The following is a 24,402-nucleotide window of genomic DNA, read 5'->3' as shown; positions in this document are numbered from 1 at the left end:
GTAGCCCTAACCTACTAACCTCGAAGCTGTGCGTGTCAACCGGGGTGACCTGCGTGATGAAACACAGCGACAGCCGCCCGTGTCGTGGTAGACACAGGCGGCTGATGGTGAACGAGCCAGCGGCCGGATGAGGTACGGGCCAGCCCGGAAGTCGCGCCGGCCGCCCGTCAGTTGCCGTACGGCGTGCGGGTCAGGGTGAAGGTGGCGAGGTCGAGGTGAGTGATCCGGTCGCCGTCGCGGATCACCCGGAGGCGTTCGCCGGCGAAGTAGCCGTCGCGGCCTTGGTAGAGATCCGGGCCGATGGGTGAGAAACGGCACGGGTAGCCGGTGGTGAGCTGGAGGATGCCGCCGGCGACGGACATCGTCAGCTGGGTGTTGCCCCAGTACCAGTGGCCGAGGAGTTCGGAGCCTTGCGCGAGTTCGGGTTCGGGGACCCACTCGATCGGCAGCGGCGGCTCGTACGACGCGAGGATGCGCATCAGGTCGAGCGGCACCGAAGCAACCCGCCCGTACGTCGAATTGCCCAGCGTCACGGCCCCGATCCGCCGCGCGCGGTCGACGAACAGTCCGGCCATGAAGCCCGGCATCGAGCCGGTGTGGCCGACGAAGAGGTACGGGTCGTCGGCATGCAGCCGCAGGCCCAGCCCGTACGACGCGGTCAGCGCCTCGCGTGGATCGGCCGCCGTCGGAGCGGCCATCTCGTCGACGGTGTCGCGGCTGAGCACCTCGTAGCCGGGGTCGATCCAGAACGCGGCGTACTTCGCCAGGTCCTCGATCGTGCTCCACAGCTGTCCGGCCGGCGCCATCGCACCGGAGTCGTACGCCGGCTCCAGGTCGAGCCGCCCGCTGAACGGATGCACCGAGTACCCCTTGGCGGCGGGGGTGACCGGGAAGTACGTCGTACGCCGCATCTCCAGCGGGTCGAGGATCCGCGCCGCCACCAACTCCATCCACGCGGCACCCCGCAACCGCGCGACGACCTCGCCCAGCAACGCATAGCCGAGGTTGGAGTAGTGATGCCGCCGATCGGGTCTGCCGGCCGCCTGCGACTCGTCCATCGCCGCCGTCAGCGCCTCGAACGAAACGCCCGGATTGCGTTCCCACCAAGGGCCTTCGGGCTCGGCGTTCATCCCGCCCGAGTGGGCGAGCAACTGCCGGATGGTCAGGTCGCCGAACGCCACGCCGGGCAGATGCTTGCCCACGGCATCATTCAGCGACAGCAGCCCGTCGTCGCGACACTGCAGCACCAGGATCGCGGTCATCGTCTTGGTGATCGACCCGATCCGGTACTGCACGTCCGGGCCCGGCGCCAGCCCTTCACCGTCCACGATCTGCCCGCGGGAGCCGGTCCACGCCAACGCGCCGTCCTTCAGCACACCGGCTGTGATGGTCGGCAGCTTGGTCTCACTCTGGGCCGCGGCGATCTCGGCGTACAAGGCCGCCGCGGTGTCAGCACGAACGTCAGTCACTCACCCAAGTATGCCCGTTACTCGAAGGCCTCCGGGGAGGGGCAGGAGCAGATCAGGTTGCGGTCGCCGTAGGCTCCGTCGATGCGGCGGACCGGCGGCCAGTACTTCGTGGTGCGGTCGACCGACTGGGGGAAAGCGGCCTCCTCGCGGGTGTAGGCGTGCTCCCACTTGTCGTTGATCACCGACGACGCGGTGTGCGGCGCGTTCACCAGCGGGTTGTCACCGGCCGGCCACTCCCCTGCCGCGACCCGGTCGATCTCGTGCCGGATCGCGATCATCGCGTCGCAGAACCGGTCCAGCTCACCCAGGTCCTCGGACTCGGTCGGCTCCACCATCAACGTCCCGGCGACCGGGAACGACATCGTCGGCGCGTGGAAGCCGTAGTCGACCAGCCGCTTCGCGACGTCGTCGACGGTGATACCGGTCTCCTTGGTCATCGGCCGCAGATCCAGGATGCACTCGTGCGCGACCAGCCCGTTCTCCCCCGTGTACAGCACCGGGAAGGCGTCCTCGAGCCGCTTGGCGACGTAGTTGGCGGTCAGTACGGCGGCCTTGGTCGCCGACGTCAGCCCCTCGGCGCCCATCATCCGGATGTACGCCCAGGAGATCGCCAGCACACCGGCCGAGCCGAACGGCGCCGCGCTGATCGGACCGACACCCGACTCCGGGCCGGCCTGGTCGAGCAACGGGTGGTTCGGCAGGTACGGCGCCAAGTGCGCGGCGACCGCGACCGGACCGACACCCGGGCCACCGCCACCGTGCGGGATGCAGAACGTCTTGTGCAGGTTCAGGTGGCTGACATCGCCGCCGAACTCGCCCGGCCTGGCCAGCCCGAGCAGCGCGTTCAGGTTCGCGCCGTCGACGTACACCTGGCCGCCGTGGTCGTGGACGATCTGGCAGACCTCGGTCACGCTCTCCTCGTACACGCCGTGCGTGGACGGGTAGGTGATCATGATCGCGGCCAGCTTCTCCGCGTGCTCGTCAGCCTTGGCGCGCAGGTCGGCCAGGTCGATCGTGCCGTCATCGTTGCCCTTGACAACAACAACCTTCATCCCGGCCATCACCGCGGAGGCGGCGTTGGTACCGTGCGCGCTCGCCGGGATCAGGCAGACGTTGCGATCTTCGTTGCCCTGGGCCCGGTGGTAGCCGCGGATCGCGAGCAGCCCCGCGAGCTCACCCTGCGAGCCGGCGTTCGGCTGGATCGAGACCTTCGCGTAGCCGGTCACCTCGGCCAGCCAGCGCTCCAGCTGGCCGATCAGCTTCACGTAGCCGGCGGCGTCCTCGATCGGCGCCAGCGGGTGCATGTCGGCGAACTCGGGCCAGGTGACGGCTTCCATCTCGGTGGTCGCGTTCAGCTTCATCGTGCAGGAGCCGAGCGGGATCATGCCGCGGTCGAGCGCGTAGTCGTAGTCCGACAGCTTGCGCAGGTAGCGCAGCATCGCCGTCTCGGACCGGTGCGTGTTGAAGACCGGGTGCGTCAGGTACTCCGAGGTCCGCGTGACCGTCTCGGCCAGGGCGTCACCGCCGAGCGCCGCGTCGTACGTCACGCCGAAGGAACGGCAGACCCCGACCAGCGCCGTCGCGTCGGTCTTCTCGTCACAGGAGATACCGACGTGGTCCGCGTCGACCTCACGCAGCCAGATGCCGTTCTGCCGAGCCGTGTCGACAACATCCGCCGCACGACCGGGCACCCGGGCCAGGACGGTGTCGAAGAACTGGTCGTGCACGACCTCGACGCCTCCGGCCTTCAGCGAGGCGGCGAGGCTGTCCGCGTGGCGGTGGACCCGCTCAGCGATCGCCTTCAGCCCCTCCGGACCGTGGTAGACGGCGTACATCGACGCGACGACAGCGAGCAGCACCTGCGCGGTACAGATGTTCGAGGTCGCCTTCTCACGCCGGATGTGCTGCTCCCGCGTCTGCAAAGCCAACCGGTACGCCGGCGCGCCATCTGCATCGACCGAAACGCCGACCAGCCGACCCGGCAGCGACCGCTCCAGCCCGGCGCGCACCGACATGAACCCAGCGTGCGGCCCACCGTAGAACAGCGGCACCCCGAAGCGCTGAGACGACCCGATGACGATGTCGGCCCCGGCCTCGCCCGGCGCCTCGAGCAGCGTCAGGGCCAGCAGGTCGGACGCGACCGCGACGAGCGTCTCCCGGTCGTGTGCCGCCGCGATCAGCGGCTTCAGGTCCCGAACGACACCGCCGGAGCCCGGGTACTGCACCAGGAAGCCGAAGAAGTCGCCCTCCGGCAGCCCATCGGTCGTGTCAGCGACGACGACCTCGATGTCGAGCGCCTCGGCGCGCGTCTGGACGACCGCGATCGTCTGCGCGAAGCAGTCGGCGTCGACCAGGAACCGGTTGCTCTTGCTCTTGCGGTTCGACCGGTGCGCCAGCGTCATCGCCTCGGCGGCGGCAGTGCCCTCGTCGAGCAGCGACGCGTTCGCGGTCGGCAGGCCGGTCAGGTCGGAGACGACGGTCTGGAAGTTCAGCAGCGCCTCGAGACGGCCCTGGGAGATCTCCGGCTGGTACGGCGTGTAAGCGGTGTACCAGGCCGGGTTCTCGACCAGGCGGCGGACGATCACCGACGGGGTGAACGTGCCGTAGTACCCCTGGCCGATCATCGAGGTGGCGACGTTGTTGCGGGCGGCGAGCTGGCGCAGTTCGGTCAGCGCGTCGACCTCGGAGGCCGGCTCGGGCAGCCGGAGCGGCTCGGTCGAGCGGATCGAGGCGGGCACCGCGGCGTCGACGAGCGCGTCGACATCGGCGTACCCGAGGGTCTCGACCATCTTGGCGATCTCGCCGGACCGCGGGCCGATGTGACGGTCGGCGAACACCGCTGACACCTGAACAGGGGTTTCAGTCATTGTGTGGAGGCTCCGTTGCTGACAATTGCCGGTGGCCTCCCCCTCTGTCACGCGGCGCGCGCTTCAGAGTCGCCTAAGACACTCGGTCCATGGGCCTGAGAGGTTCCGGGGAGGAATTGCCCCTTCGGCGCCCGACCAGACAGCAGGTCGAGACTCTCCCGAGTGTTGTGTACGGCTGAGAACGAGGGTACCTCAGCCCGTCATCCGGGCACGGCGGCGGGCAGCGAGCTCGTCGTTGGCGTGGTCGTCGCCGGTCTCGCCGTGCGCGTCGAGCCGCTCGGTCGGCAGCTCGGACAGCGATCCCTCGACCTCGCGCCAGACGCCACCGAGGGCGATCCCGAAGACGCCCTGGCCGCCGGCCAGCAGGTCGATGACCTCGTCGGGCGAGGTGCACATGTAGACCGAGGCGCCGTCGCTCATCAGCGTGATCTGGGTCAGGTCGTCGATGCCGCGCTTGCTCAGGTGGGCGATGGCGCTGCGGATCTGCTGCAGCGAGATGCCCGCGTCGAGCAGCCGCTTGATCACTTTGAGCAACAAGACGTCGCGGAAGCCGTAGAGCCGCTGGGTGCCGGAACCGGTGGCCGGGCGGACGGACGGTGAGACCAGTCCGGTGCGGGCCCAGTAGTCCAGCTGGCGGTAGGTGATACCGGCCGCGGCACAGGCCGTCGGGCCGCGGAAACCGACGTCGTCGGGCATCGGTTTCAGGTCGTCCTCGAAGAGCAGACCCTGGACGCCGGCGGTGACGGCCGCCTCGGCGTGTGCTTCGGACGTCGACTGCGCCGTCAGATCTGTGTCGCCGGTGCGTGTCACGCCTGAGCCTCCCTGGGTACCGACTGGAACGGATCACATCCGTGGAGTTACAACACCCCACGACTCCTTCAAGGTAAGCCGCCGCTCAGGCCGGGTCAACGACAACCGCCCCGAGCCGGATGCGTGTCGCGGATCCAATACGAATCGTTACCTGTCAGCTCTTGTCGAAGTCTTCCGGTGTGACGTGATCGAGGAACTCGCGGAAGCGCTCGACCTCCTCCTCCTCGACCACCTCGTCGTCCTCGTTCTCACTGTCCGGAACCGGGATGCCGGCCTCGGCCAGGATCTCCTCGGTGCAGAACACCGGCGTACCGGTCCGCAGCGCGAGCGCGATCGAGTCCGACGGGCGGGCGGAGATCTCGGTCTTGTCGTCGAAGACCAGGATCGCCTCGAACACGCCGTCGGTCAGGTTCACGATCCGGACCTGGCTCAGCGTGTGCCCGAGCACCCGGATGGTCTCCGCGAACAGGTCGTGGGTCAGCGGCCGGGGAGGCTCCATCCCCTGCTGGGCGAAAGCGATGGCGCTCGCTTCGGCCGCGCCGATCCAGATCGGCAGGTACCGCTCTCCGCCGACCTCCCGGAGCAGCACGATCGGCTGACTCGAGGGCATCTCAACCCGGACTCCGACCACGTCGACTTCGCGCACTCCTTCAGCCTACTCTGCGGGCCAGGCCGGGGCTGCCCCGCCGGGGTCAGCGGGTGAGCCGTGACCGGACGAGTGCCGCGTGCAAACGCACCGCGAGGGCGGCCAGTTCGAGCGTCTTGTCGTCGCGCCGGGGCTGTACGACCTGCTCGATCAGCCCGACCTCACGATCGGCGGCGGCCCGGAACGGCCGCAGATGCCGCGGCTCGATCCCGTACTGCGCGAACTCGGCGGCCGCCTTGGCGATCAGGATCGCGTCGCCGTCGTAGTGGTTGCCCCGGGCCACGACGAGGTTGTGACTCTCCAGCTGCTCGAGCAACTCGGCCGTGATCCCGGCCGCCTCGCGCAGCTCGTCCCGGGTCAGCTTCAACTCGGTCCCGTACGTCGAGAAGTCCTCGGCATCGGGCAGCCCGGCAGGCTGGGGCAACGTCTGCGGCGCCGCCGGCCGGCCACCAGGAGCAGGCGGCCGCAGCCCGCGATCCATCGCGTCGAGGTGGTCCTTGATCACCTTCAGCGGCAGGTACTGGTCGCGCTGCGCGGTCAGCACATAGCGAAGCCGCTCGATGTCGGCGGTACTGAACTTGCGGTACCCCGAAGCGGTCCTGGCCGGCGTCACCAGCCCCTCCGCCTCGAGGAAGCGGATCTTGGAGATGGTGACGTCGGCGAACTCGGCCTGCAGGAGCTGCAGCACCTCACCGATGCTGCTGCCCCCTAGTGCGGAGTCTCCAGACTCAGGCTTGGCCACTGGCGTAGTAGACCAGCCGGTACTTGCCGATCTGCACCTCGTCGCCGTTCGACAGCTGCAGCTCGTCGATCCGGTCGCGGTTCACGTAGGTGCCGTTCAGGCTGCCGACGTCGCGGACCTTCACGCCCTGCGGGTCGCGCCGGAACTCCGCGTGCCGGCGGGACACGGTCACGTCGTCGAGGAAGATGTCGCTGTCGGGGTGCCGGCCGGCGGTGACCACGTCGACGTCGAGCAGGAACCGGCTGCCCGCGTTCGGGCCGCGCTGGACGATCAGCAGCGCCGATCCCTGGGGCAGCGCGCCGACCGCGGCCTCGTCCTCGGCGGACAGGCTCTCGCCGAGATCGAAACGCTCGGTCTCCGGCTCGACGCTGATCGGTGCGAGCATCGCGGTGTCGGTCACCCCGGGGGCGGTCACCGGACGGTCCGCGCCAGGGAGCATCGTTCCGCACTGCGAGCAGAACTTGCTGCCCTCGGAGTTCTCGTGCCCGCACTGGTTGCAGAACGGCATGCTGTGATCCTCCCGATCGCCGGCGGTCCGGCGACGTTCTCGTTGACCCCGTGATGACAGTGTGGACTAGGACCCCAACCCTCGACCGGCGGTTGAGGTCCGACAGAACTTACCAGCTACTGCCCTGCGTCCGAAGTTCAGCTCTGGTCGAGCTGTCCCTTGTACGTGTCGGCGTCCATCAACGCCTCGATCTCCTCGTCGTCGTCGACCTCGATGTCGAGCAGCCAGCCCTCGCCGTACGGGTCGGTGTTGACCAGGTCGGGCTGGTCGGCCAGCGCCTCGTTGACGGCGCGCACGGTGCCGTTGAGGGGCGCGAACAGGTCGCTGACGCTCTTGGTGGACTCCAGCTCGCCGCAGGAGTCGCCGGCCCGGACGGCGGTGCCGACCTCGGGCAGCTGTACGTACACGATGTCGCCGAGCGCGTCCTGGGCGAAGTCGGTGATACCGACCCGCACCGGGCCGTCGCCGGCCTTGACCCACTCGTGCTCGGCCGTGTACTTCAGATCTTCGGGATACACCTCGGTCCCTCTTTCTTTCAATGGAAACTGCAGGGAGTTACTTCGTCGGGCTCGGTGCCGGGCGAGCGTAACGATGCTCGTCCGGCGCGTGCAAGACGGTGATCGACACGCTCGGCAGCTCGCTCACCTCGGCGGTGCCGCCGACCTGGGGACCCTCGACCTCGCTGACCAGGCCGCCGGGGAAGTTGGCCGCCTCGGCCAGGTTGTGGGCATCGCCGATCGCCTCGATCACGTACGGCGACTGCACCTTCTCGCCGTCGATCTTCACCCCGGGCGGGTCGTCGACCAGATCGGTGCTGGCCACCACCCGGACCTGCCCGTTGATCTGGATCGCCTCGGCGCCCGCGTCGCGGAGCTCCTCGATCGCGTCCAGCAGGTTGCTGGACTGCATCTTGGCGTCCGGGTCGTTCAGCGTGATCCGGACCCCGGGGCCGACGGCGGGCAGCGTCCCGGCCAGGATGCCGAGCACGCGCACCTGCTGCTCGGCCTGCTCACGGGCGGTCTGCGCCTTGTCCGCGCTGGAGGTCAGCGTGTTCTTGCGCGCCTCCAGTTCGGTGATCTCGGTCTCCAGCCGCCGGGTGTTCTGGCCGAGGCCGTCGAGGATCGCGATCAGGTCCTCGCGGCGGGCGTTCTGGTAGCCGTCGTCGGCCCGGTTCACCCGGACCTGGACGACCGCCATACAGGCCACCAGCGCCAGCACCACGGCCACGATCGCCTGCCCGCGGGACGGCTTGAATCCGGTCCGCAGCCGCCGCAGCGCCAGGTTCGGCGTCTTCGGTTTCGGCTTGGGCATCGGCGTCGGCTCGGCCGGCTCCGGCTTGTCCGGCGGCGGGAACGGGGCGTCGGTACTCATCTCAGGCCCTGAAGACGTGGCGCCGGATCGCGGCCATGTTGGTGAAGATCCGGATCCCGAGCACGACCACGACGCCGGTGGACAGCTGCGAGCCGACCCCGAGCTGGTCGCCCAGGTAGACGATCAGGGCCGCGATCAGCACGTTCGAGACGAACGAGACGACGAACACCTTGTCGTCGAAGATGCCGTCCAGGAACGCCCGCAGGGCGCCGAAGACCGCGTCCAGCGCGGCGACCACCGCGATCGGCAGATAGGGCTGGGCCCACTCGGGTACGTCGGGAGCGACCAGCAGACCGACGACGACGCCGATCACCAGGCCGAGGACGGCGATCATCTCCCACCCACCTTCGCGTACCGCAGCGCGATGGTGGCATCGGCTGGCACCAGCAAGGAATCCTCCGTCGTGATCGTCATCCGGACATGGAAATTGCTGACCAGGTACTGCACCCACTGGCCGCCCGAGCTCTGCGCGAACCGGGCCGGCATGGTCGCGGTGTCCCCGATCGCCAGCACCGTGTACGGCGGGGTCAGCGAACTGTAGTCGACGGTGATCGCGCTGCCCGCACCGCGGATCGCGGTCAGCGTGGTCAGCCGGTGACCGTTCACCGAGATCGCCTCCGCGCCGGCCGTCCACAGCCCGTTGACGAACTGCTGCAGGTCGACGTCGAGCAACCGGCCCTGCTTGTCGTCGGAGTCCTTGGCGTCGTCGACGACGGCCTTCAGGCCCGGACCGGTCACCGCGACGGCTCCGACCTGCAGCTCGAGGTCGTTCAGCTTCTGCTGCAGCGCCGCGCCCTCGCTGGTGTTGCTCAGTCCACCGGCCTGCAGCCCACGGACCTCGTCGGCGAGCTTGATCTGCTCGCCGCGCAGGTCGGTCAGCCGGCCGTCGGCGGTGTTGATCCGGGTGATCAGTTCTTTGCGCTGCTTCTCCGCCTCGGGCGCGCTGCGGTAGTTCTGCGACGCGGCGACGGCGAGCAGGAAGCCCAGGAAGAGCAGTGCGATCACCAGGATGATCCGGTGCCGCGACTTGTTGGCCTTGCCGCCCTGCGACGGACGGGCTTTCGCCGCGACGGCGTAGCCCTCGTCCAGCGGGTGGGCCATCAGGTTGTTCAGCAACGACATGGACGCGTCGACGCGTCGCTGCCCGGGTGGAGCCTGGCCGGGTGGAGATTGGGTCACGGGATCGCCCTTAGCCCGCCTGCTTGCTGATCGGCTTCACGGTCTGCATCAGATGGCGCAGCTGTGCGAAGTACAGGGCGCCGGCCCAGTAGTACAGAGCGGTGCCCCAGATCGCGAAGGCCCAGCCGAAGACGCGGGCCAGCAGGTTGAGCGTGCTGTCGCCGTCACCGAGTAGCAGCAACGGGAACGCGTACAGCAGACAGAAGGTCGCGGACTTGCCGAGGAAATGCACCGGCAGTGCGTTGACGCCCCGGCGGTGCAGCGCCGGCAGAGCGAAGGTGAGCAACAGGTCCCGCAACGGCAGTGCGATCGCCAGCCACCACGGGATGATGTCGCGCAGCGCGAGACCGAGCACGGTGGCGAAGATGTAGAGCCGGTCGGCGACCGGGTCGAGCATCTGGCCGAGCCGCGTGGTCTGGTTCATCCGGCGCGCGATCTGGCCGTCGGCCCAGTCGGTGAAGCCCGAGATCGCCAGCACCAGCAGGGCCCAGCCGTCTTCCTCCGGCCCGAGGATCAGCCAGAGGAAGAGCGGTACGCCCAGCAACCGGATGAAGCTCAGTGCGTTCGGGATCGTCAGCACCCGATCGGACACTTCCAGGTCCGGCACGCGATCCTCCCCCTGCTTGCGAATCGGGCGACCGCGAACGGCGCCCCTGTCCCGGTCGTTACTGTACTTGGGCCCGGTACCGGGTTCTGCCCCGGCCACACCGGTGTTCCTTGATTAGGTGAACGTATTCACAACCGCATGGCTACGCAGGCCGCGGCGCGGTGACCCGAAGGTGACCTGATCGAGATCAGCCCGTAGCTCGGCCCGGTCCGGCTCTAGGCTGGGACGGTGAAGTTTCTGGTACTGATCTACGGCAATCCCGAGTCGCGGCAGGTCTGGGACGGGCTGTCCGACGAGCAGAAGGCCGAGTCGATGACCGGGTACGCCGCGCTCAACGACGCCCTCGCGGCCAGCGGCGAGCTGGTCGTCTCGCATTCGCTGGGTGACCCGGAGGCGACCAAGCAGGTGGTCTTCCGCAACGGCCGGCCGATGACGACCGACGGGCCGTTCGCCGAGGTGAAGGAGCAACTGGCCGGGTTCTACCTGCTCGACTGCCCGTCGATGGAGCGGGCGCTGGAGATCGTGCCGCAGATCCCCGAGGCACCGTTCAGCATCGTCGAGGTACGGCCGATCCGGGACCTGAGCTCCTTCAGCTGATGATCGACCAGCTGCTCCGCGAGCTCGCCCCACAGATCGTGGGTCCGCTGGTCCGCCGGTACGGCGGGTTCGACACCTGCGAGGACGCCGTCCAGGAGGCGCTGCTGGCCGCGTCGCAGCAGTGGCCGGTCGACGGGGTGCCGTCGAATCCGCGGAGTTGGCTGATCACCGTCGCGTCGCGCCGCCGGATCGAGATGCTGCGCAGCGAGGCCGCCCGGCTCCGGCGCGAGGAGACTGTCGCGGGGCTGGAATCCTCCGAGCCCGCGCCTCTTGATGTCGACGACTCCTTGACGCTGCTGTTCCTCTGCTGTCATCCGTCGCTCACTCCCCCGTCGCAGATCGCGCTGACGTTGCGGGCGGTCGGCGGGCTCACCACGGGCGAGATCGCCCGCGCGTTCCTCGTCCCGGAGTCGACGATCGGCCAGCGGATCAGCCGGGCGAAGGCGACGATCAAGAAGGAGGGCGCGGAGTTCCGGCTACCTCCTGCCGACGAGTTGCCGGAGCGGCTGACCGCAGTACTGGCCGTGCTGTACCTGATCTTCAACGAGGGCTACACCGCAAGCTCCGGCGAATCTCTGCACCGAGTCGAGCTGAGCACCGAGGCCATCCGGCTGACCCGTCAACTGCAGGCCCGACTCCCCTCCGAGGGCGAGGTCGCCGGCCTGTTGGCTCTCATGCTCCTGACCGATGCCCGCCGCCCGGCCCGCACCGCACCCGACGGCGCACTGATCCCGCTGCCCGACCAGGACCGCTCCCTGTGGCTTGACGACTTTGTTGCTGAAGGCACCGAACTGATCTCGGCCACGCTACGCACCGCCTCCATCGGCCCCTACCAACTCCAGGCCGCGATCGCCGCCGTCCACGACGAAGCACCCCGGGCCGAAGACACCGACTGGCGCCAGATCCTCGTCCTCTACGAACTCCTGGAAACCCTCTCCCCCGGCCCCATGGTCAGCCTCAACCGCATCGTCGCCCTCGCGATGGTGCACGGCCCGGAGTACGGACTGGAACGCCTAGCAGCCACCGCCGACGACCCGGCCCTGAAAGACCACCACCGAGTAGAAGCCGTCCGGGCCCATCTACTCGAACTCTCCGGCGACACCACCGCCGCCCAAGCCGCATACCGCCTCGCCGCCCGCCAGACCCTCAGCGCTCCCGAGCAGCAGTACCTACTCGCCCGCGCCGACTCGCTCTGAACCCTCACCGCGTGATCAGTTTTCTGAACACAAGCCCGCTGTGACCAGAAAACTGATCACCTACGACCAGGTCGTCGCACGCTCCGCGAACTCCTCCGGTGCGCTGTGCATCGGAATGACACAGAGCAGCTGCCCGCCCGGCACCCGCATCGTGTGACACCCCTGCCAGCTCGCCACCTCGACCGCCCCCAGCCCCGCCAACCGCGCAACCTCGGCGGCGACGTCGTCGGTCTCGATGTCGAGGTGGTACCGAGGCTCGTCATCGACTGCCTGGACAGCCAGTACGAACCCCGGCAACGCTCCCTTCAGATCCGTGTACTGCGGCTCGCCCGGCTCGCTCTCCGGGGTGGCGTTCAGGGCCGCCGCCCAGAACGTCGACGCCTCCACCGCCTGCTCCTTCGGTACGTCGATCAGAAAAGTAGACACTCGGCTCCTGTGCATTCTCCGAACTTAGTGCTCCGTCAGCGAGGTAGCTTGAGCCGGATGATCGTCGTGCCGGCCGAGTTCGTCAGGACCACCGTCGCCCGCGAGGGTGAAGCCTGTACTCCGTGGCTCGACGCGCTCCCGTCGCTGGTGGCTGAGCTGCTGGATCGCTGGGACTGCGAGCCGGATGGGGCTGTGATGTTCGGCGGCGTGGGGATCATCGTTCCCGTCCGACGAGGCGATGCGGGCGTCGCAGTACTGAAGGTGTCCTTCCCTCATCCCGGCAACCGGTACGAACCTGACGCCTTCGCAGCCTGGGCCGGCCGGGGGGCCGTCGTACTGCATGAGCGGGACGACGATCACTTCGCGATGCTGCTCGAGCGAGCGCATTCGACGACCCTCGCCTCACTGACCGACGAAGACGAGATCGCCGAAGTCGCCGGCCGCCTCAACCACTTGCTGGCCATCGACGCACCCGCCGCCCTACCCCGGTTGCAGGACCAAGCAGACTCCTGGGCGGAAGACCTGGAGAAGGACGCCCGTACGTTGCCGCATGGACTCTCGTCCCGCGCGCTCGACGCCGCCAGAGCGACCATCGACGAACTCGCCCGCACGCAACCGAACCTGATCATCCACGGCGACTTCCACGGCAGAAACATCCTCCGCGCCGACCGCGAACCCTGGCTGGCCGTAGACCCCAAAGGCTACGCCGGAGACCCCGCCTCCGACGCCGGCACCCCTGCTCAAAACCCGCGCCCTGACCATCCTCACCACCCCCGACCCCGCCAAGGGCCTCCACCGCAGCCTCGACATCTTCGCCGAAGCAGCCCACCTGGACCGCGAACGAGTAGGCCGCTGGGCCCACCTCCACGCAGTCCGAACCACCTTCTGGGGCCACCACCACGGCTACCGCCGAGGCCGCACCGGTCCCGCCCTCACCAACCTCCTAACCCTGGTAACCACCCTCGTAAACCACCTCACTCCACCTCGCCCCGCGTAGAAGCAGGGTGGGTGGTGGCGGTCCAGGAGGTGAGGATTTGCAGGGCGTCGTGGGAGGGGGTGTTGGGGGCGGCGGTGAGGATGAGGATTCGTTGGTCGGGGTCTTCGGGGCTGACCCAGGTATCGCAGTCGAGGAAGAGCTCGCCGACCAGGGCGTGGCGGTAGTGCTTGGTGGCCGTGCCGGTGCTCGTCACCTGGTGAGTCGCCCACCAAGTACGGAAGTCGGCGTCGCGGACGGACAGTTCGCCGACTAGGGACGCGAGCTTCGGATCGTCGGGGTAGCGGGCCGCCTCCATCCGCAGGGTGGCGGCAGCGGTACGGGCCGCGCTCTCCCAATCGGCATGCAGTTCCCGCATCACCGGATCGACGAAGAGCAGCCGCACATAGTTGCGCTCGGCATCGTCATACCGGGAAAAGTCCGTATAGAGGGTAGTAGCTCCATCGTTCCAGGCGAGGATGTCCAGCCGACGGCCGAGCACCATCGCCGGCGCTTCCCTCAGTTGGTCGAGCAGCCGTCGCATCGATGGCGTCACCCGTTGCGCCCGCTGCCGACGCCGCTTGGCCGGACTCTTCCCAGCCAGCCGGTACATGTACGCCTGCTGATCCTCGTCCAGCCGCAACGCCCGAGCCAACACAGCAAGGATCGACGCCGACGCCTGCAGCCGTCCTTGCTCGAGCCGCGTGTAGTAGTCGACGCTCATCACCGCCAGCTGCGCCACCTCCTCCCGACGCAACCCGGGCACCCGACGAGCCGAACCAGTCTCGGGCAGCCCAACAGCGGCCGGGCTCAGCTCAGCCCGTCGCGCCTTCAGGAATTCGCCCAGCTCGGCTGCCGGCGTACCGTGCTCGCTGCTCATGGCAACCATTCTCCAACCTGGCAGCAGCTTTCTGGGGGGACAAGTTCCTTCCCAGGCAGAAACCCGTCTCTACTCCCCGGCTCGAGCCCGCAGCACGGTGGACCCATGAGAACAACCGTCACCTTCGACAGCGCCGGCCTGAACCTCGCCGGCCACCTCTACCTCCCCGACTCCGAAACCACCGATCGCCTCCCCGCCGTCGTCGTCGGCCACCCCGGCACCGGCGTGAAGGAACAAGCCGCCGGCCTGTACGCCGAACGCCTCGCCCGCGCCGGCTTCATCACCCTCGCCTTCGACGCCGCGTACCAGGGCGAGAGCGAAGGACTCCCCCGCGGCCTGGAGGATCCCGCCCACCGCGTCGAGGACATCAAGGCAGCCGTCTCGTTCCTCAGCGTCCGTGACGAGGTCGACCCCGACCGCATCGGCGCCCTCGGCATCTGCGCCTCGGGCGGTTACGTCATCCCGGCGGCCGCGACCGATCATCGGCTGAAGGCGATCGCGACGGTCAGCGCCGCCGACATCAGCCTCCAGTTCCGCGAAGGCGCCGACGGCCGGCAAGACCCGGCGATCATCCAGGGCATGCTCGACGCCGCGGCCACGGCCCGTACTGCGGAAGCGCGCGGCGAAGGCGTCGGGGAGTTCGCGCTCTTCCCGGCCAGCGAGGAACAGGCGCGAGCAGGCGGACAGCACGTCTTCGAAGGCTGGCAGTACTACTGCACCGACCGGGCGCAGCACCCGCGCTCGGCCAAGACCCTGACCTGGAACAGCGTCGACCGCATCGCCCAGTTCGACGCTTTCCGCTTCATCAGCCGGCTCGGCCCACGCCCCCTGCTGATGATCGCCGGGCGGGAGGCCGTCACCTCCTGGATGACCACCCAGGCCTTCGAACAGGCAAGCCACCCCAAGGAACTGTTCTGGCTCGACGGCGCCAGCCACGTGGATCTCTACGACAAGGACGAGTACGTGACTCCCGCAGTCGCGAAGCTGGCCGACTTCTACCGAACCACCTTGTAGCGGAGCCAGAGCATGCCGTCTGCTTCGGTATGACTGGACAGCAGCTCCAATCGAGTCGGCAGCTCATGATCGCCGAGCTCGGGACCGTCGAACACCGTCGGCGTACCGAGCCCGCCGATCACCGCCGGAAGCACCAGCAGCTGGATCTCATCGACCAAACCTGCCCGAAGCAGAGCTCCATTGAGCCCACCACCAGCCGTGGACAAGACACAGCCAACGCCCAGAAGATCCCGCATGCGACCCAACGCCGCCGCAAGCTCAACACGCTCGTCACCGGCGACCAGGTAGCAGATCCGCCGCGTGCGGAGATGCGCGAGATACGCCGCCGGAGTCGCCCGCGCGACGAGCACCAGGACATCCCACTCCCCATGGTCCTCGTCCTCCCAGGTAACCCGCCCGCGACTGTCGACGACCGTGAACCACTTCGCGTGCCCCGGCCGCTCGACCACCTCCTCAGGCAGGAAGTCGCTGTAGAGCAGGTCGGCTGGGTAGTCGAACTCGGTCGGCAGCCCGGTCAGTGGGCCGGCAGAGTCCGCCACCAACGACCCGCTACCCTCCAGGATCGCCTCAGGTTGGTACAGACTGTCGAGCTGCGCCGAACGCGCCTTGTCGAGCACCTGCGCGCTGGCCGGCGCCAGTGATTGCCAGACCTTCGAGGCATCGGCATCCATGAGCAACCGGCTGCGGCCGAGCGTGATCCGCCCGTCGACCGACATCGTCACCGAGACCACGACCCTGGGGCGATCGAGCTGTTCCATTCACCCAGTACTACCGCCCGCCACCGACATTTCAGTCGTAGGTGATTGTGCGCAGCACCTTCGCCGGGACCCCGGCCGCGATCGAGTACGCCGGGATGTCCTCGGTGACGACGCTGTTGGCGCCGATGACGCAGCGATCGCCGATCGTCACTCCGCTGGTGACGACCACGTTCGCACCGAGCCAGACGTTGTCGCCGATCCGCGTCGGCCCCTTGGAATCGAACCCCTGCCAGGGCACCGGCCGATCGGGATCATCGAACCGGTGATTGGCATCCGTCACGAAACACCCGTTGGCCAGCATGCAATGCGACCCGATCTCCACCAGCTCATGCGCGGCCACCATCACCGCGATGTTCAGGAACGTCCCCTCCCCGATCCGCACCCGCCCCTGCTCGCCCATCGTGATCCACACATTGGGCTCGAACATCGTCTGCGCCCCGACCTCGAGCCGCCCGTCCCTGAACCCCTCCAGCACCTCCCCATGCAACGGCCACCGCGCGAACGCCCCACGACGCATCAGCTCCCAGTGAATCCGCGCCCGATTCCAAGGCAACGAATTCCGCTGATACCACCACCACTTCTGCCCCCAAAGCTTCGCCTGCGCAGCAAGATCGTCCACACCCGGCAGGTTACGTCGCGTGCCGGACCCGGTAGCGGAGGTGCATCACCTGCTGGTGTGACGGCGTGGTCTCCGGGGTGGTCAGGGTGCGGAGCAGGTCGAGCTCGACGATCTCCGCGGGCAGGTTGTCGAACAGCCGTCGCCCCTGGCCGAGCAGGACCGGCACGACATGGAGCTCCAGTTCGTCGAGCTCCCCCGCTCGCAGGAGCGCTTGCGCCGCCCCGGCTCCATGCACCATCACGTCATGGTTTCCGGCTGCTCGACGGGCTTGCGCGGCACACTCGCGAACGTCGGTGACGTACCGGGCCGATCCCGGCGGCGGGTCCGCCGGAACCTGATGGGTGAGGACGAAGATCGGCACGCCGTCATGGTGATCGCCGGCCCAGCGTCCAGCCAGCTCGAAGGTCCGGCGTCCGGAGATGACCGCCCGGGTGGCCATCATCTCCGCGAACGGCTGACCGCTCGGCCCTGGCGCATCGCGAAGGTCGAGCCAGTTGAAGAGCCGGAACCCACCGACCCCCATCGGAGCCTCCTCCCCGTCGTCCGGCCCGGTGACGAACCCGTCCAGGGAGATGGTCATGTAGAGCCTGATGATCGCCATCACCCCAACCTGGCTTCCGGCCCGCCGGCACGCAACAGGGCGGCGACTCCTTCTTCGGTACTCCGTACCGGTCGGAGCGCTCGGTCGCGTCGTGCCGGTTCAGCTGGGGCGAGCATGCGGCGTGGGGACCGAGTCCTCCCCTAGTCGAGGGTGGCGCTGGGGGCGACGAAGACGATCTTCCCGTTGATCGGGGCGGTGGCGGCTTCGGCGTGCACCTGTGCCAGTCCGGCCAGCGGGACCCGCCGGGTTGCACCCAGGTGCAGCTTGCCGGCGTCAAGCAGGGTCACCAGCTGGGCGAGCTGTTCGGCGTCGGGACGGAAGAAAAGGTTGATTCCCCGTACGCCGCGGGCCTCGTCGGACGCAGCGGGCATCCACACGGTGGTGTTGACCAGCACACCGCCGTCCCGGATCACGCCGGCCTGGGCGGCCATCTGCTCCGGGGCGATCGGGGCGAAGTTGAGCACGACGTCGACCGGCTCGGACAGCTCCGGGATCCCCGAGCCGTGGATCTCGTCGGCGCCGGCCGTCTTGGCCTGCTCGGCGCTGCCCGGGCCGGTGGTGGCGATCACGTACGCGCCGGCGTTCTTGGCCAGCTGGACCGCGTAGCCGCCGACGACGCCGCCCGCGCCGTTGATCAGCACCCGCTGGCCAGTGGTCAGCTTCGCGTGGTCGAACAGCGCCTGCCATGCGGTGAGCCCGACCAGCGGTAGTCCGGCGGCGTCCACCAGCGGGACGCTTGTGGGGGCCGCCGCCAGAAGCCGGGCCGGGGCGATGGCGTACTCCGCGGCTGCGCCGGTGCTGGTCAACGGCAGGGCGCCGATCACCCGGTCACCGATGTCGAAGCCGGTCACGTCCTCGCCGAGCGCGTCGACCGTGCCCGCGATGTCGAGGCCGGGGGTGTGCGGCAGCCGGATCGGGATGGGGCCCTGCATGACCCCGGCGCGGATGTTGCCCTCGACCGGGTTGAACGACGTCGCCGCCACCCGGATCCGGATCTCGCCGGCGCCGGGGGCCGGTTGGTCCACGTCTTCGTAGCGCAAGACCTCTGGGGTGCCGTACTCGTGGAAACGCACTGCCTTCATGACGGGCCTCATCTTTCTGATTCGGCGTGCTTCGATTTCGAAGCACTTCTGAACAATAGCAAGCTTCGAATTCGAAGCAAGTGTGGTGTGCGGGACAGCCGGCTCAGCCGGGGTCACTGCCGGTCGGCAGAACTGTCCTCGTTACTCGCGGCGGCCGGAGCCTTCCCGGTTCGACCACTCAAGCGTGGCGCAGAACGGGAGGCGGGTGAATGTCCTCGTTATCCACGGTATGACAGACCATGGATAAGGGGTTCAGGCTTGGCTCACGCCTCGTCCCCCGGCCACGGTGATCAGCCGCCGGAGCTTGGCCTCACTCGGTGAGCCCGGTTCGGCCATGAAGACCAGCAGATCCTGGTCCTCGTCGGGATCCACCAGCCGCCGGCTGTACAACTCCAACTCGCCCAGTTCCGGGTGCCGGTAGCGTTTGAGCTCGTGGTGATGGGTGACGTCCACCTCGTGCCGCCGCCAGACCTCGGCGAACTCGGGGCTGACCGCCAGTAGCGCGTCGACGATCTCTCCGGCGGTGCCCGCCGGATCGGTCGTGTACGCCGCCCGCAAATCCACGGTGAAGACCCGGGAGCGTACGTCATGGTCCTCGGGTGGATAGATGGCACGCTGGGCCGGGTCGGTGAACCAGCGATAGACCAGGTAGCGCGCCATGCCTTCGAAGCGGGTGTAGTCACCGAACAGCGCCACCGCCCCCGGGGTCTGCAGCAATGCCTCACCGAACCGGGAGAACACGATCGCGGGTGTGTCCGAGAGCTGCTCCGCGATGGTCCTGATGGCCAGACTGACCCGGTCGTCCGGCAGGGTGCGCCGCGGCGCCGCGTGCCCGCCGAGGGCGAACAGGTGCTCCCGCTCGCTCGGGCTGAGCCGCAACGCCTGGGCCACGGCGGCCAGTATCTGCTCGGACGGCATCGGGCCGCGCTTCTGCTCAAGCCGGCTGTAGTAGTCGGCCGACATACCGGCCAGCACCGCGACCTCCTCGCGCCGCAGCCCACCGGTACGACGCCGGGCACCCCGCGGCAGTCCCACCTCCTCCGGCTGCAGTGCTTCCCGGCGAGCCCGGAGAAAGTCCGCCAGCAACGCGCGGTCCATCGTTCTCGCCCGCCTCAGCCGGTCTGGTTGCGCCGCGCGCGAGGCTTGGCGGAGCGGGGCGGGGCGGCTCGCATATGGTCGCGGACCCGGCCCAGCACGGTGTTGAGGGCGGTGACGTCGTCGCTGGTCAAGGGTTCGAACAACAGGTGCCGGACCCGGTCAACGTGCCCCGGGAGTACCTGGGCGACCAGGTCACGGCCGACGTCCGTGACCGCCACCATGACACTGCGCTCGTCATCCGGGGACGGCGAACGGGTGATCAGGCCACGCTTGTCCAACAAGCCCGCCTGATAGGTCAGCCCGCTACGGCTGTACACGACACCGTCGGCCAGATCGGTCATCCGCAGCTTGCCCCCGGGCGCGTCGACAAGTCGGGCGAGGACCTGAAACTGCACATAGCTGAGGTCACCGTCGATGCGCAGGTGCTCGTCCACCGCGTACTGAAGAAGGCTACTGACCTCCACCAGAGCGAAGTACGCACCAAGCTGCTCCGCGCTCAGGCCTGGCGCCGCGTCCCTCATCCCGCGATAGTACATGCTTTGAATTCGAAGTTATCCACAGGAAAGCGTTCGCTTCACCGGAAGTCTCGGGAGGTGGTTTTGGCGGCCAGGGGGAGGCGTTCGAGTTTGTCGGCTACCAGGTTGGTGACGCCTTGGGAGCGTTCGAGGCGGCCGCGGATGATCATGGCGCTGGACTCGCGGGCGACGCGGCGGTAGCGGTTCCAGACGCCGTTGGAGCAGACGATGTTGATCATGCCGGTTTCGTCTTCGAGGTTGAGGAAGGTGACGCCGGCGGCGGTGGCTGGGCGTTGGCGGTGGGTGACTACGCCGCCGACGTAGACACGGCTGCCGTCCTCGGCTGTCGAGAGCTGGTTCGCGCGGAGGATGCCGCGCTCGTCGAGGGCGGCGCGGACGTGCCGGATCGGGTGGTCGTCGGGTGAGATGCCGGTGGCCCACAGGTCGGCCATCGTCGTCTCCACGCCGGTCATCCCGGGCAGCATCGGTGGCGGACCGGAGCTGCTCACACCGGACAGATGCCCGGGCCGCTCCTCGGCAGCACGTCCCGCATTCCACAACGCCTGCCGCCGCGACAACCCGAACGAGTCGAACGCCCCCGCCGTCGCCAGCGCCTCCACCTGTACTCCGGTGAGCCCAGTCCGCCGAACAAGGTCCGCCATGTCCGCGTACGGCCCGTTCTTCTCACGCTCCTCCACGATCACGGTCGCCGACGGCACTCCGACCGACTTGACCCCGGCCAGCCCGAGCCGCACCACGAGCTGCCCGTCGCGCCGGTGCAGGTCCGAGTCGAACGGCACCTTCGGATCGAACTCCCCGATCGGCGGCTGCTCCTTCAGCAGACACGACTCATTGCCGGTGGCAACCACCTCATCAGCCGTCGACTCGAGGGTGGCGTGGACACCGGAGGTGAACAGGTCAGGGCGGAGCACCTCCACACCATGGCGCCGAGCGTCGGCCACCAGGGACTGCGGCGAGTAGAAGCCCATCGGCTGCGCCCGGAGCAGCGCGGCGAGGAAGGCCGCCGGGTAGTGCAGCCGCAACCAGGTGCTGGCGTAGACGAGCAGTGCGAAGCTGATCGAGTGGGATTCGGCGAACCCGAAGTTCGCGAAGGCCTCGATCTTCTCGTAGATCTCGTCGGCCGTGTCGCCGGTGATGCCGTTCGCCGCCATCCCGTCGTACAGCTTGGTCTTCAGCGACGAGATCTTCTCCACGCCGCGTTTGGAACCCATCGCGCGGCGGAGCAGGTCGGCGTCCTCGCCACTGCAGCCGCCGACCGTCATCGCGATCTGCATCAACTGCTCCTGGAACAACGGCACGCCCAGGGTCCGTTTCAGCACCGGCTCCAGCGCGGGATGCAGATAGGTGATCGTCTCCTCCCCCAGCTTGCGCCGGATGAACGGATGCACCGCGCCACCCTGGATCGGACCGGGCCGGATCAGCGCCACCTCGATCGCCAGGTCGTAGAAGCTGCGCGGCCGCAACCGGGGCAGCGTGCTCATCTGGGCCCGGCTCTCCACCTGGAAGACCCCGACCGAGTCCGCCTTGCAGAGCTGGTCGTAGACGCCTCGCTCCTCCTTCGGGATGGTGTCCAGATTCCAGTCTTCGCCGAGATGTTTGCGGATCAGGTCCATCGCGTACTGCAGTGCCGCCAGCATGCCGAGCCCGAGCAGGTCGAACTTCACCAGCCCCATCCAGGCGCAGTCGTCCTTGTCCCACTGCAGCACGGTCCGGTTCTCCATCCGGGCGTGCTCGACCGGCACCACGTGCCCGACCGGGATGTCGGTCAGCACCATGCCACCGGAGTGGATGCCGAGGTGCCGCGGGAACTTCAGCAGGTCCTCGGCCAGCGCCACCACCGGTGCCGGGATGTCGTGGTCGACGCTGCTCCGCACAGCACCCCACGCGTCCACCTGCTTGGACCACGCGTCCTGCTGCCCGGTGCTGAACCCGAGCGCCTTGGCCATGTCCCGCACCGCGAGCTTCGGCCGGTAGGTGATCACGTTTGCCACCTGGGCCGCGTTGCGCCGGCCGTACTTGCCGTAGACGTACTGGATCACCTCCTCGCGCCGGTCGGAGTCGAAGTCGACGTCGATGTCGGGCTCCTCGTCGCGGGCCGCGGACAGGAACCGCTCGAAGGGAAGGTCGTACTGCACCGGGTCGACCGCGGTGATCTCCAGCGCGTAGCAGACCACCGAGTTCGCCGCCGATCCCCGGCCCTGGCAGAGAATCCCCTTCCGCTTGGCGAACATCACGATGTCGCGCACGATCAGGAAGTACCCCGGGAACTTGAGGCTTCTGATCACCTTCAGCTCACGCTCGACCCTGGCCACCGCTTCGTCCCGGTACTTCGGCTTGTCCGCGTACCGCTTGCGAACCCCGTCCTCGCAGAGCTTCTCCAGCCAGCCCATCTCGTCGTACCCCTGAGGCACCTCCTGGCGCGGCAGGCTCGGCTTGGCCGCCCGCAGGCTGAACTCCAGCTGGTTCGCCAGCTCGACGGTCCGCGCGACAGCCCCGTCGTACCGATGGAAGCGGGCGAGCATCTCCTCGCCCGAGCGCAGGTGGGCCGTGCCGGCGGGTGGCAGCCAGCCGTCCATCGCGTCGAGGCTGCGCCGGGCCCGGACGGCGGCGACCGCAGCGGCGAGCCTGTGTCGCCGGGGCTGGGCGTAGTGCACGTTGTTGGTGGCGATCACCGCCAGCCCCGCGTCGGCGGCAAGCCGGGCCAGTACTGCGTTACGCGTGCTGTCGGTCGGCAGCTGGTGATCGATCAGCTCGACCACCACCCGGTCCTTGCCGAACAACGCGGTCAGCCGGTCGAGCTCGCGGGCCGCGGCGGCCGGTCCGTCGGCCTGGCCACCCAGCTCGAGCGCCCGGCGGACCAGGCCCTTGCGGCAACCGGTGGGGATCAGCCAGTGATCCTCACCGATCGCCGCAAGCTCCTCCAGGTCGTAGACGGGACGACCCTTCTCCTGACCGCGCAACTGCGCCTCGGTGATCGCGCCGGCCAGCCGGTGATACCCCTCCTGGCGCTCGGCCAGCACCAGCAGGTGACTGCCCTCGGGATCGGCCATCCCGTTCTGCGGTTTGGTCAGGTCGAGGGACAGCTCGGCGCCGAACACCGTCTGGAGATCGTCGTACTCCTCCGCGGCCTCGGCCATCCGGACGACGCCGTAGAAGCCGTCGTGGTCGGTCAGCGCGAGCGCGTTCAGCCCGAGCCGGACCGACTCCTCGACCAGTTGCTCCGGCGAGGACGCGCCGTCGAGAAAGCTGTAGTACGAGTGGCAGTGCAGCTCGGCATACGGCACCACCGGTCCCTCCGGGCGGCGTGGTTTGTCCGCCGGATCCGGATCGTACGGCGGCCGGTGGCGCGACCAGGCCGGCCCGTCTCCCCCGTCGGCGTCCAGCAGCTCGTCCGCGGGCGCGGGCGGCCGCGACCGGCCGGACAACTTCCGCTCCAACTCCGACCACGGAATCGGCGGGTTGTCCCACCCCATCAGAGAACTCCGCTACCTGACGTCATACTCCGATGTTCGAACACTTGTTCGAAAGAGTCAAATCGCCCCGGGCACAGCGACCTGGAAGGCCAGAACCTCACCGGTACGAGGCCCGCCGGTCAACCGCCCGAGGTTGTCCCCGATGCTGTCGTCCGGGCGCCACTCGGCAGTCATGACGAACAAAGTCCGCCCGTCCGGACCACCGAGCGCCAGCGCAAAGGGAGCGCGCTCCGACGCCAATTCGATCCGCTCCAGCACCTCACCACCCTCGACCACCCGGACGACCGACGAGCCACCGGTCGAGACCCAGATCGCCCCCTCCGCATCGAGGCAGATGCCGTCCGGCCCGAGCCCTTCGGCGAAGACCCGCCGGTTCGACAGTCCCCCGTCCGCGTCGATGTCGAAAGCGGTGAGCCGCCCCGCGAACGACTCCGAGATGACGAGCGTCTTGCCGTCCGGAGTGATCACCATCCCGTTCGGGAACTGGATGTCACCAGCGACCTCGCGGAGCCGGCCGTCCGGCGTGAGGCGCTTGATATAGCCGGGCTTCGGCGCTTCACCACCGGCGAAGTCGAAGTCCGCGCCATTGAGATAGACGTTGCCCCGCCCATCCACGACCAACTCGTTGCCGCCCTGCTCGGCAAGCACGACCACCGACCCATCCGGCTCCTGGAGCCGCAACTTGTCGCCGGTCATCAACAACCTGCCATCGGGCAGCCAGTCGATGGACCATCCCATCAACTGCTCGACCGGTACGGCGAAGTACTCCGCCTCACCGTCCGGATCGACGGCCACCACCTGCTGGTCGATCCAGTTGCAGAACCACAACCGGCCGTCGTGCCAGCGGGGCGACTCGGGAATCCCCAGCCCGGTCAGCAAGATCCTCGGTTCGGACATCACGCCACCTCTCACTCGGTTTCACTCCCTACACGAGTGGCGGACCTCCAGAT

Annotated in this window: 24 protein-coding genes, 1 pseudogene and 1 riboswitch; of the genes and pseudogenes, 4 read left to right on the top strand and 21 right to left on the bottom strand. The window is 68.4% G+C overall.

Annotated elements, in window-relative coordinates:
• Positions 1 to 167: 167 nt before the first annotated feature.
• The 11 genes from ABD116_RS30630 to clsA form a co-directional block, all read right to left on the bottom strand.
• On the bottom strand, positions 168 to 1,469 hold the full coding sequence (locus tag ABD116_RS30630) for a serine hydrolase domain-containing protein (protein ID WP_343978098.1): 1,302 nt from the start codon (positions 1,467 to 1,469) through the stop codon (positions 168 to 170).
• 17 nt (positions 1,470 to 1,486) lie between these two features.
• A complete protein-coding gene (gcvP, locus tag ABD116_RS30625) occupies positions 1,487 to 4,336 on the bottom strand; it encodes an aminomethyl-transferring glycine dehydrogenase (RefSeq protein ID WP_343978095.1) in 2,850 nt (949 codons plus the stop codon).
• Between the two features lie 73 nt (positions 4,337 to 4,409).
• Positions 4,410 to 4,507, bottom strand: a riboswitch (glycine riboswitch).
• A gap of 21 nt (positions 4,508 to 4,528) precedes the next feature.
• A complete protein-coding gene (locus tag ABD116_RS30620; RefSeq protein ID WP_425552196.1) occupies positions 4,529 to 5,122 on the bottom strand; it encodes a MerR family transcriptional regulator in 594 nt (197 codons plus the stop codon).
• 178 nt (positions 5,123 to 5,300) lie between these two features.
• On the bottom strand, positions 5,301 to 5,792 hold the full coding sequence (locus tag ABD116_RS30615; RefSeq protein WP_164596575.1) for a bifunctional nuclease domain-containing protein: 492 nt from the start codon (positions 5,790 to 5,792) through the stop codon (positions 5,301 to 5,303).
• A gap of 46 nt (positions 5,793 to 5,838) precedes the next feature.
• Positions 5,839 to 6,480 carry a transcriptional regulator FtsR gene (ftsR, locus tag ABD116_RS30610; protein WP_425552187.1) on the bottom strand — a complete coding sequence of 214 codons (642 nt, stop codon included), beginning with the start codon at positions 6,478 to 6,480 and terminating at the stop codon, positions 5,839 to 5,841.
• Positions 6,481 to 6,520: 40 nt separating this feature from the next.
• Positions 6,521 to 7,042, bottom strand: coding sequence for a zinc-ribbon and FHA domain-containing protein (locus ABD116_RS30605; RefSeq protein WP_343978087.1), 522 nt, complete (start codon positions 7,040 to 7,042; stop codon positions 6,521 to 6,523).
• Positions 7,043 to 7,179: 137 nt separating this feature from the next.
• Complete coding sequence (gcvH, locus tag ABD116_RS30600; RefSeq protein ID WP_343978083.1) at positions 7,180 to 7,560, bottom strand: glycine cleavage system protein GcvH; 381 nt, start codon at positions 7,558 to 7,560, stop codon at positions 7,180 to 7,182.
• 37 nt (positions 7,561 to 7,597) lie between these two features.
• Positions 7,598 to 8,413: a DUF881 domain-containing protein gene (locus tag ABD116_RS30595; protein ID WP_343978080.1), complete on the bottom strand. Its 816-nt coding sequence runs from the start codon at positions 8,411 to 8,413 to the stop codon at positions 7,598 to 7,600.
• Between the two features lies 1 nt (position 8,414).
• Positions 8,415 to 8,747, bottom strand: a complete 333-nt coding sequence (locus ABD116_RS30590; protein ID WP_020389931.1) for a small basic family protein — start codon at positions 8,745 to 8,747, stop codon at positions 8,415 to 8,417.
• A complete protein-coding gene (locus tag ABD116_RS30585) occupies positions 8,744 to 9,592 on the bottom strand; it encodes a DUF881 domain-containing protein (RefSeq protein WP_343978077.1) in 849 nt (282 codons plus the stop codon). The genes ABD116_RS30590 and ABD116_RS30585 overlap by 4 nt, the downstream gene beginning before the upstream one ends.
• A 10-nt stretch (positions 9,593 to 9,602) precedes the next feature.
• Positions 9,603 to 10,199 (bottom strand): cardiolipin synthase ClsA, encoded by a 597-nt coding sequence (clsA, locus tag ABD116_RS30580; RefSeq protein ID WP_343978074.1) that lies wholly within the window; start codon positions 10,197 to 10,199, stop codon positions 9,603 to 9,605.
• 228 nt (positions 10,200 to 10,427) lie between these two features.
• Between clsA and ABD116_RS30575 the strand changes: the two genes are divergently transcribed.
• Together ABD116_RS30575 and ABD116_RS30570 are read left to right on the top strand one after the other, a co-directional pair.
• Complete coding sequence (locus ABD116_RS30575; RefSeq protein WP_343978071.1) at positions 10,428 to 10,796, top strand: YciI family protein; 369 nt, start codon at positions 10,428 to 10,430, stop codon at positions 10,794 to 10,796.
• Positions 10,796 to 11,992, top strand: a complete 1,197-nt coding sequence (locus ABD116_RS30570; protein WP_343978068.1) for an RNA polymerase sigma factor — start codon at positions 10,796 to 10,798, stop codon at positions 11,990 to 11,992. Before ABD116_RS30575 ends, ABD116_RS30570 begins: the two co-directional genes overlap by 1 nt.
• A gap of 60 nt (positions 11,993 to 12,052) precedes the next feature.
• On the opposite strand, the gene ABD116_RS30565 is transcribed toward ABD116_RS30570, so the two are convergent.
• On the bottom strand, positions 12,053 to 12,418 hold the full coding sequence (locus ABD116_RS30565) for a VOC family protein (RefSeq protein ID WP_343978065.1): 366 nt from the start codon (positions 12,416 to 12,418) through the stop codon (positions 12,053 to 12,055).
• Between the two features lie 57 nt (positions 12,419 to 12,475).
• On the opposite strand from ABD116_RS30565, the pseudogene ABD116_RS41865 reads away from it, so the two are divergent.
• A pseudogene (locus ABD116_RS41865) lies at positions 12,476 to 13,126 on the top strand (aminoglycoside phosphotransferase family protein); the annotation flags it as partial.
• A 266-nt stretch (positions 13,127 to 13,392) separates the two neighbouring features.
• Here the strand turns inward: ABD116_RS41865 and ABD116_RS30555 are convergent.
• A complete protein-coding gene (locus ABD116_RS30555) occupies positions 13,393 to 14,271 on the bottom strand; it encodes a helix-turn-helix domain-containing protein (protein ID WP_343978060.1) in 879 nt (292 codons plus the stop codon).
• 105 nt (positions 14,272 to 14,376) lie between these two features.
• Here ABD116_RS30555 and ABD116_RS30550 point away from each other — a divergent pair, with 105 nt between their 5' ends.
• The gene (locus tag ABD116_RS30550) at positions 14,377 to 15,285 is read left to right on the top strand and encodes an alpha/beta hydrolase (RefSeq protein ID WP_343978057.1); all 909 of its coding nucleotides are present in this window, start codon (positions 14,377 to 14,379) and stop codon (positions 15,283 to 15,285) included.
• Here the strand turns inward: ABD116_RS30550 and ABD116_RS30545 are convergent.
• The 8 genes from ABD116_RS30545 to ABD116_RS30510 form a co-directional block, all read right to left on the bottom strand.
• Entirely contained in the window at positions 15,267 to 16,043 is a 777-nt protein-coding gene (locus ABD116_RS30545; protein WP_343978054.1) for a RibD family protein, read from the bottom strand. The two genes, ABD116_RS30550 and ABD116_RS30545, sit on opposite strands and share 19 nt — an antisense overlap.
• A 31-nt stretch (positions 16,044 to 16,074) precedes the next feature.
• Entirely contained in the window at positions 16,075 to 16,662 is a 588-nt protein-coding gene (locus tag ABD116_RS30540; protein ID WP_343978051.1) for an acyltransferase, read from the bottom strand.
• Between the two features lie 10 nt (positions 16,663 to 16,672).
• Positions 16,673 to 17,263 carry a dihydrofolate reductase family protein gene (locus tag ABD116_RS30535; RefSeq protein WP_343978048.1) on the bottom strand — a complete coding sequence of 197 codons (591 nt, stop codon included), beginning with the start codon at positions 17,261 to 17,263 and terminating at the stop codon, positions 16,673 to 16,675.
• A 140-nt stretch (positions 17,264 to 17,403) separates the two neighbouring features.
• Complete coding sequence (locus ABD116_RS30530) at positions 17,404 to 18,345, bottom strand: NADP-dependent oxidoreductase (RefSeq protein ID WP_343978045.1); 942 nt, start codon at positions 18,343 to 18,345, stop codon at positions 17,404 to 17,406.
• A 252-nt stretch (positions 18,346 to 18,597) separates the two neighbouring features.
• On the bottom strand, positions 18,598 to 19,443 hold the full coding sequence (locus ABD116_RS30525) for a helix-turn-helix transcriptional regulator (RefSeq protein ID WP_343978042.1): 846 nt from the start codon (positions 19,441 to 19,443) through the stop codon (positions 18,598 to 18,600).
• A 14-nt stretch (positions 19,444 to 19,457) separates the two neighbouring features.
• The gene (locus ABD116_RS30520; protein WP_343978039.1) at positions 19,458 to 19,964 is read right to left on the bottom strand and encodes a MarR family winged helix-turn-helix transcriptional regulator; all 507 of its coding nucleotides are present in this window, start codon (positions 19,962 to 19,964) and stop codon (positions 19,458 to 19,460) included.
• Positions 19,965 to 20,017: 53 nt separating this feature from the next.
• A complete protein-coding gene (locus ABD116_RS30515; protein ID WP_343978036.1) occupies positions 20,018 to 23,452 on the bottom strand; it encodes an error-prone DNA polymerase in 3,435 nt (1,144 codons plus the stop codon).
• A gap of 57 nt (positions 23,453 to 23,509) precedes the next feature.
• Positions 23,510 to 24,349, bottom strand: a complete 840-nt coding sequence (locus ABD116_RS30510; protein WP_343978033.1) for an SMP-30/gluconolactonase/LRE family protein — start codon at positions 24,347 to 24,349, stop codon at positions 23,510 to 23,512.
• Positions 24,350 to 24,402 lie beyond the last annotated feature (53 nt).

Origin of the sequence: Kribbella koreensis (assembly GCF_039525325.1) — a bacterium.
In the GTDB taxonomy this organism is placed as follows: domain Bacteria; phylum Actinomycetota; class Actinomycetes; order Propionibacteriales; family Kribbellaceae; genus Kribbella; species Kribbella koreensis.
This window is presented reverse-complemented; position numbering and strand designations above follow the sequence as displayed.

Coding starts and splice junctions, on each gene's coding strand:
- gcvP (WP_343978095.1), bottom strand. CDS start 4,336: ATGACTGAAACCCCTGTTCAGGTGTCAGCGGTGTTCGCCGACCGTCAC.
- ABD116_RS30605 (WP_343978087.1), bottom strand. CDS start 7,042: ATGCCGTTCTGCAACCAGTGCGGGCACGAGAACTCCGAGGGCAGCAAG.
- ABD116_RS30595 (WP_343978080.1), bottom strand. CDS start 8,413: ATGAGTACCGACGCCCCGTTCCCGCCGCCGGACAAGCCGGAGCCGGCC.
- ABD116_RS30590 (WP_020389931.1), bottom strand. CDS start 8,747: ATGATCGCCGTCCTCGGCCTGGTGATCGGCGTCGTCGTCGGTCTGCTG.
- ABD116_RS30570 (WP_343978068.1), top strand. CDS start 10,796: ATGATCGACCAGCTGCTCCGCGAGCTCGCCCCACAGATCGTGGGTCCG.
- ABD116_RS30555 (WP_343978060.1), bottom strand. CDS start 14,271: ATGAGCAGCGAGCACGGTACGCCGGCAGCCGAGCTGGGCGAATTCCTG.
- ABD116_RS30550 (WP_343978057.1), top strand. CDS start 14,377: ATGAGAACAACCGTCACCTTCGACAGCGCCGGCCTGAACCTCGCCGGC.
- ABD116_RS30545 (WP_343978054.1), bottom strand. CDS start 16,043: ATGGAACAGCTCGATCGCCCCAGGGTCGTGGTCTCGGTGACGATGTCG.
- ABD116_RS30535 (WP_343978048.1), bottom strand. CDS start 17,263: ATGGCGATCATCAGGCTCTACATGACCATCTCCCTGGACGGGTTCGTC.
- ABD116_RS30530 (WP_343978045.1), bottom strand. CDS start 18,345: ATGAAGGCAGTGCGTTTCCACGAGTACGGCACCCCAGAGGTCTTGCGC.
- ABD116_RS30525 (WP_343978042.1), bottom strand. CDS start 19,443: ATGGACCGCGCGTTGCTGGCGGACTTTCTCCGGGCTCGCCGGGAAGCA.
- ABD116_RS30520 (WP_343978039.1), bottom strand. CDS start 19,964: ATGAGGGACGCGGCGCCAGGCCTGAGCGCGGAGCAGCTTGGTGCGTAC.
- ABD116_RS30515 (WP_343978036.1), bottom strand. CDS start 23,452: ATGGGGTGGGACAACCCGCCGATTCCGTGGTCGGAGTTGGAGCGGAAG.
- ABD116_RS30510 (WP_343978033.1), bottom strand. CDS start 24,349: ATGTCCGAACCGAGGATCTTGCTGACCGGGCTGGGGATTCCCGAGTCG.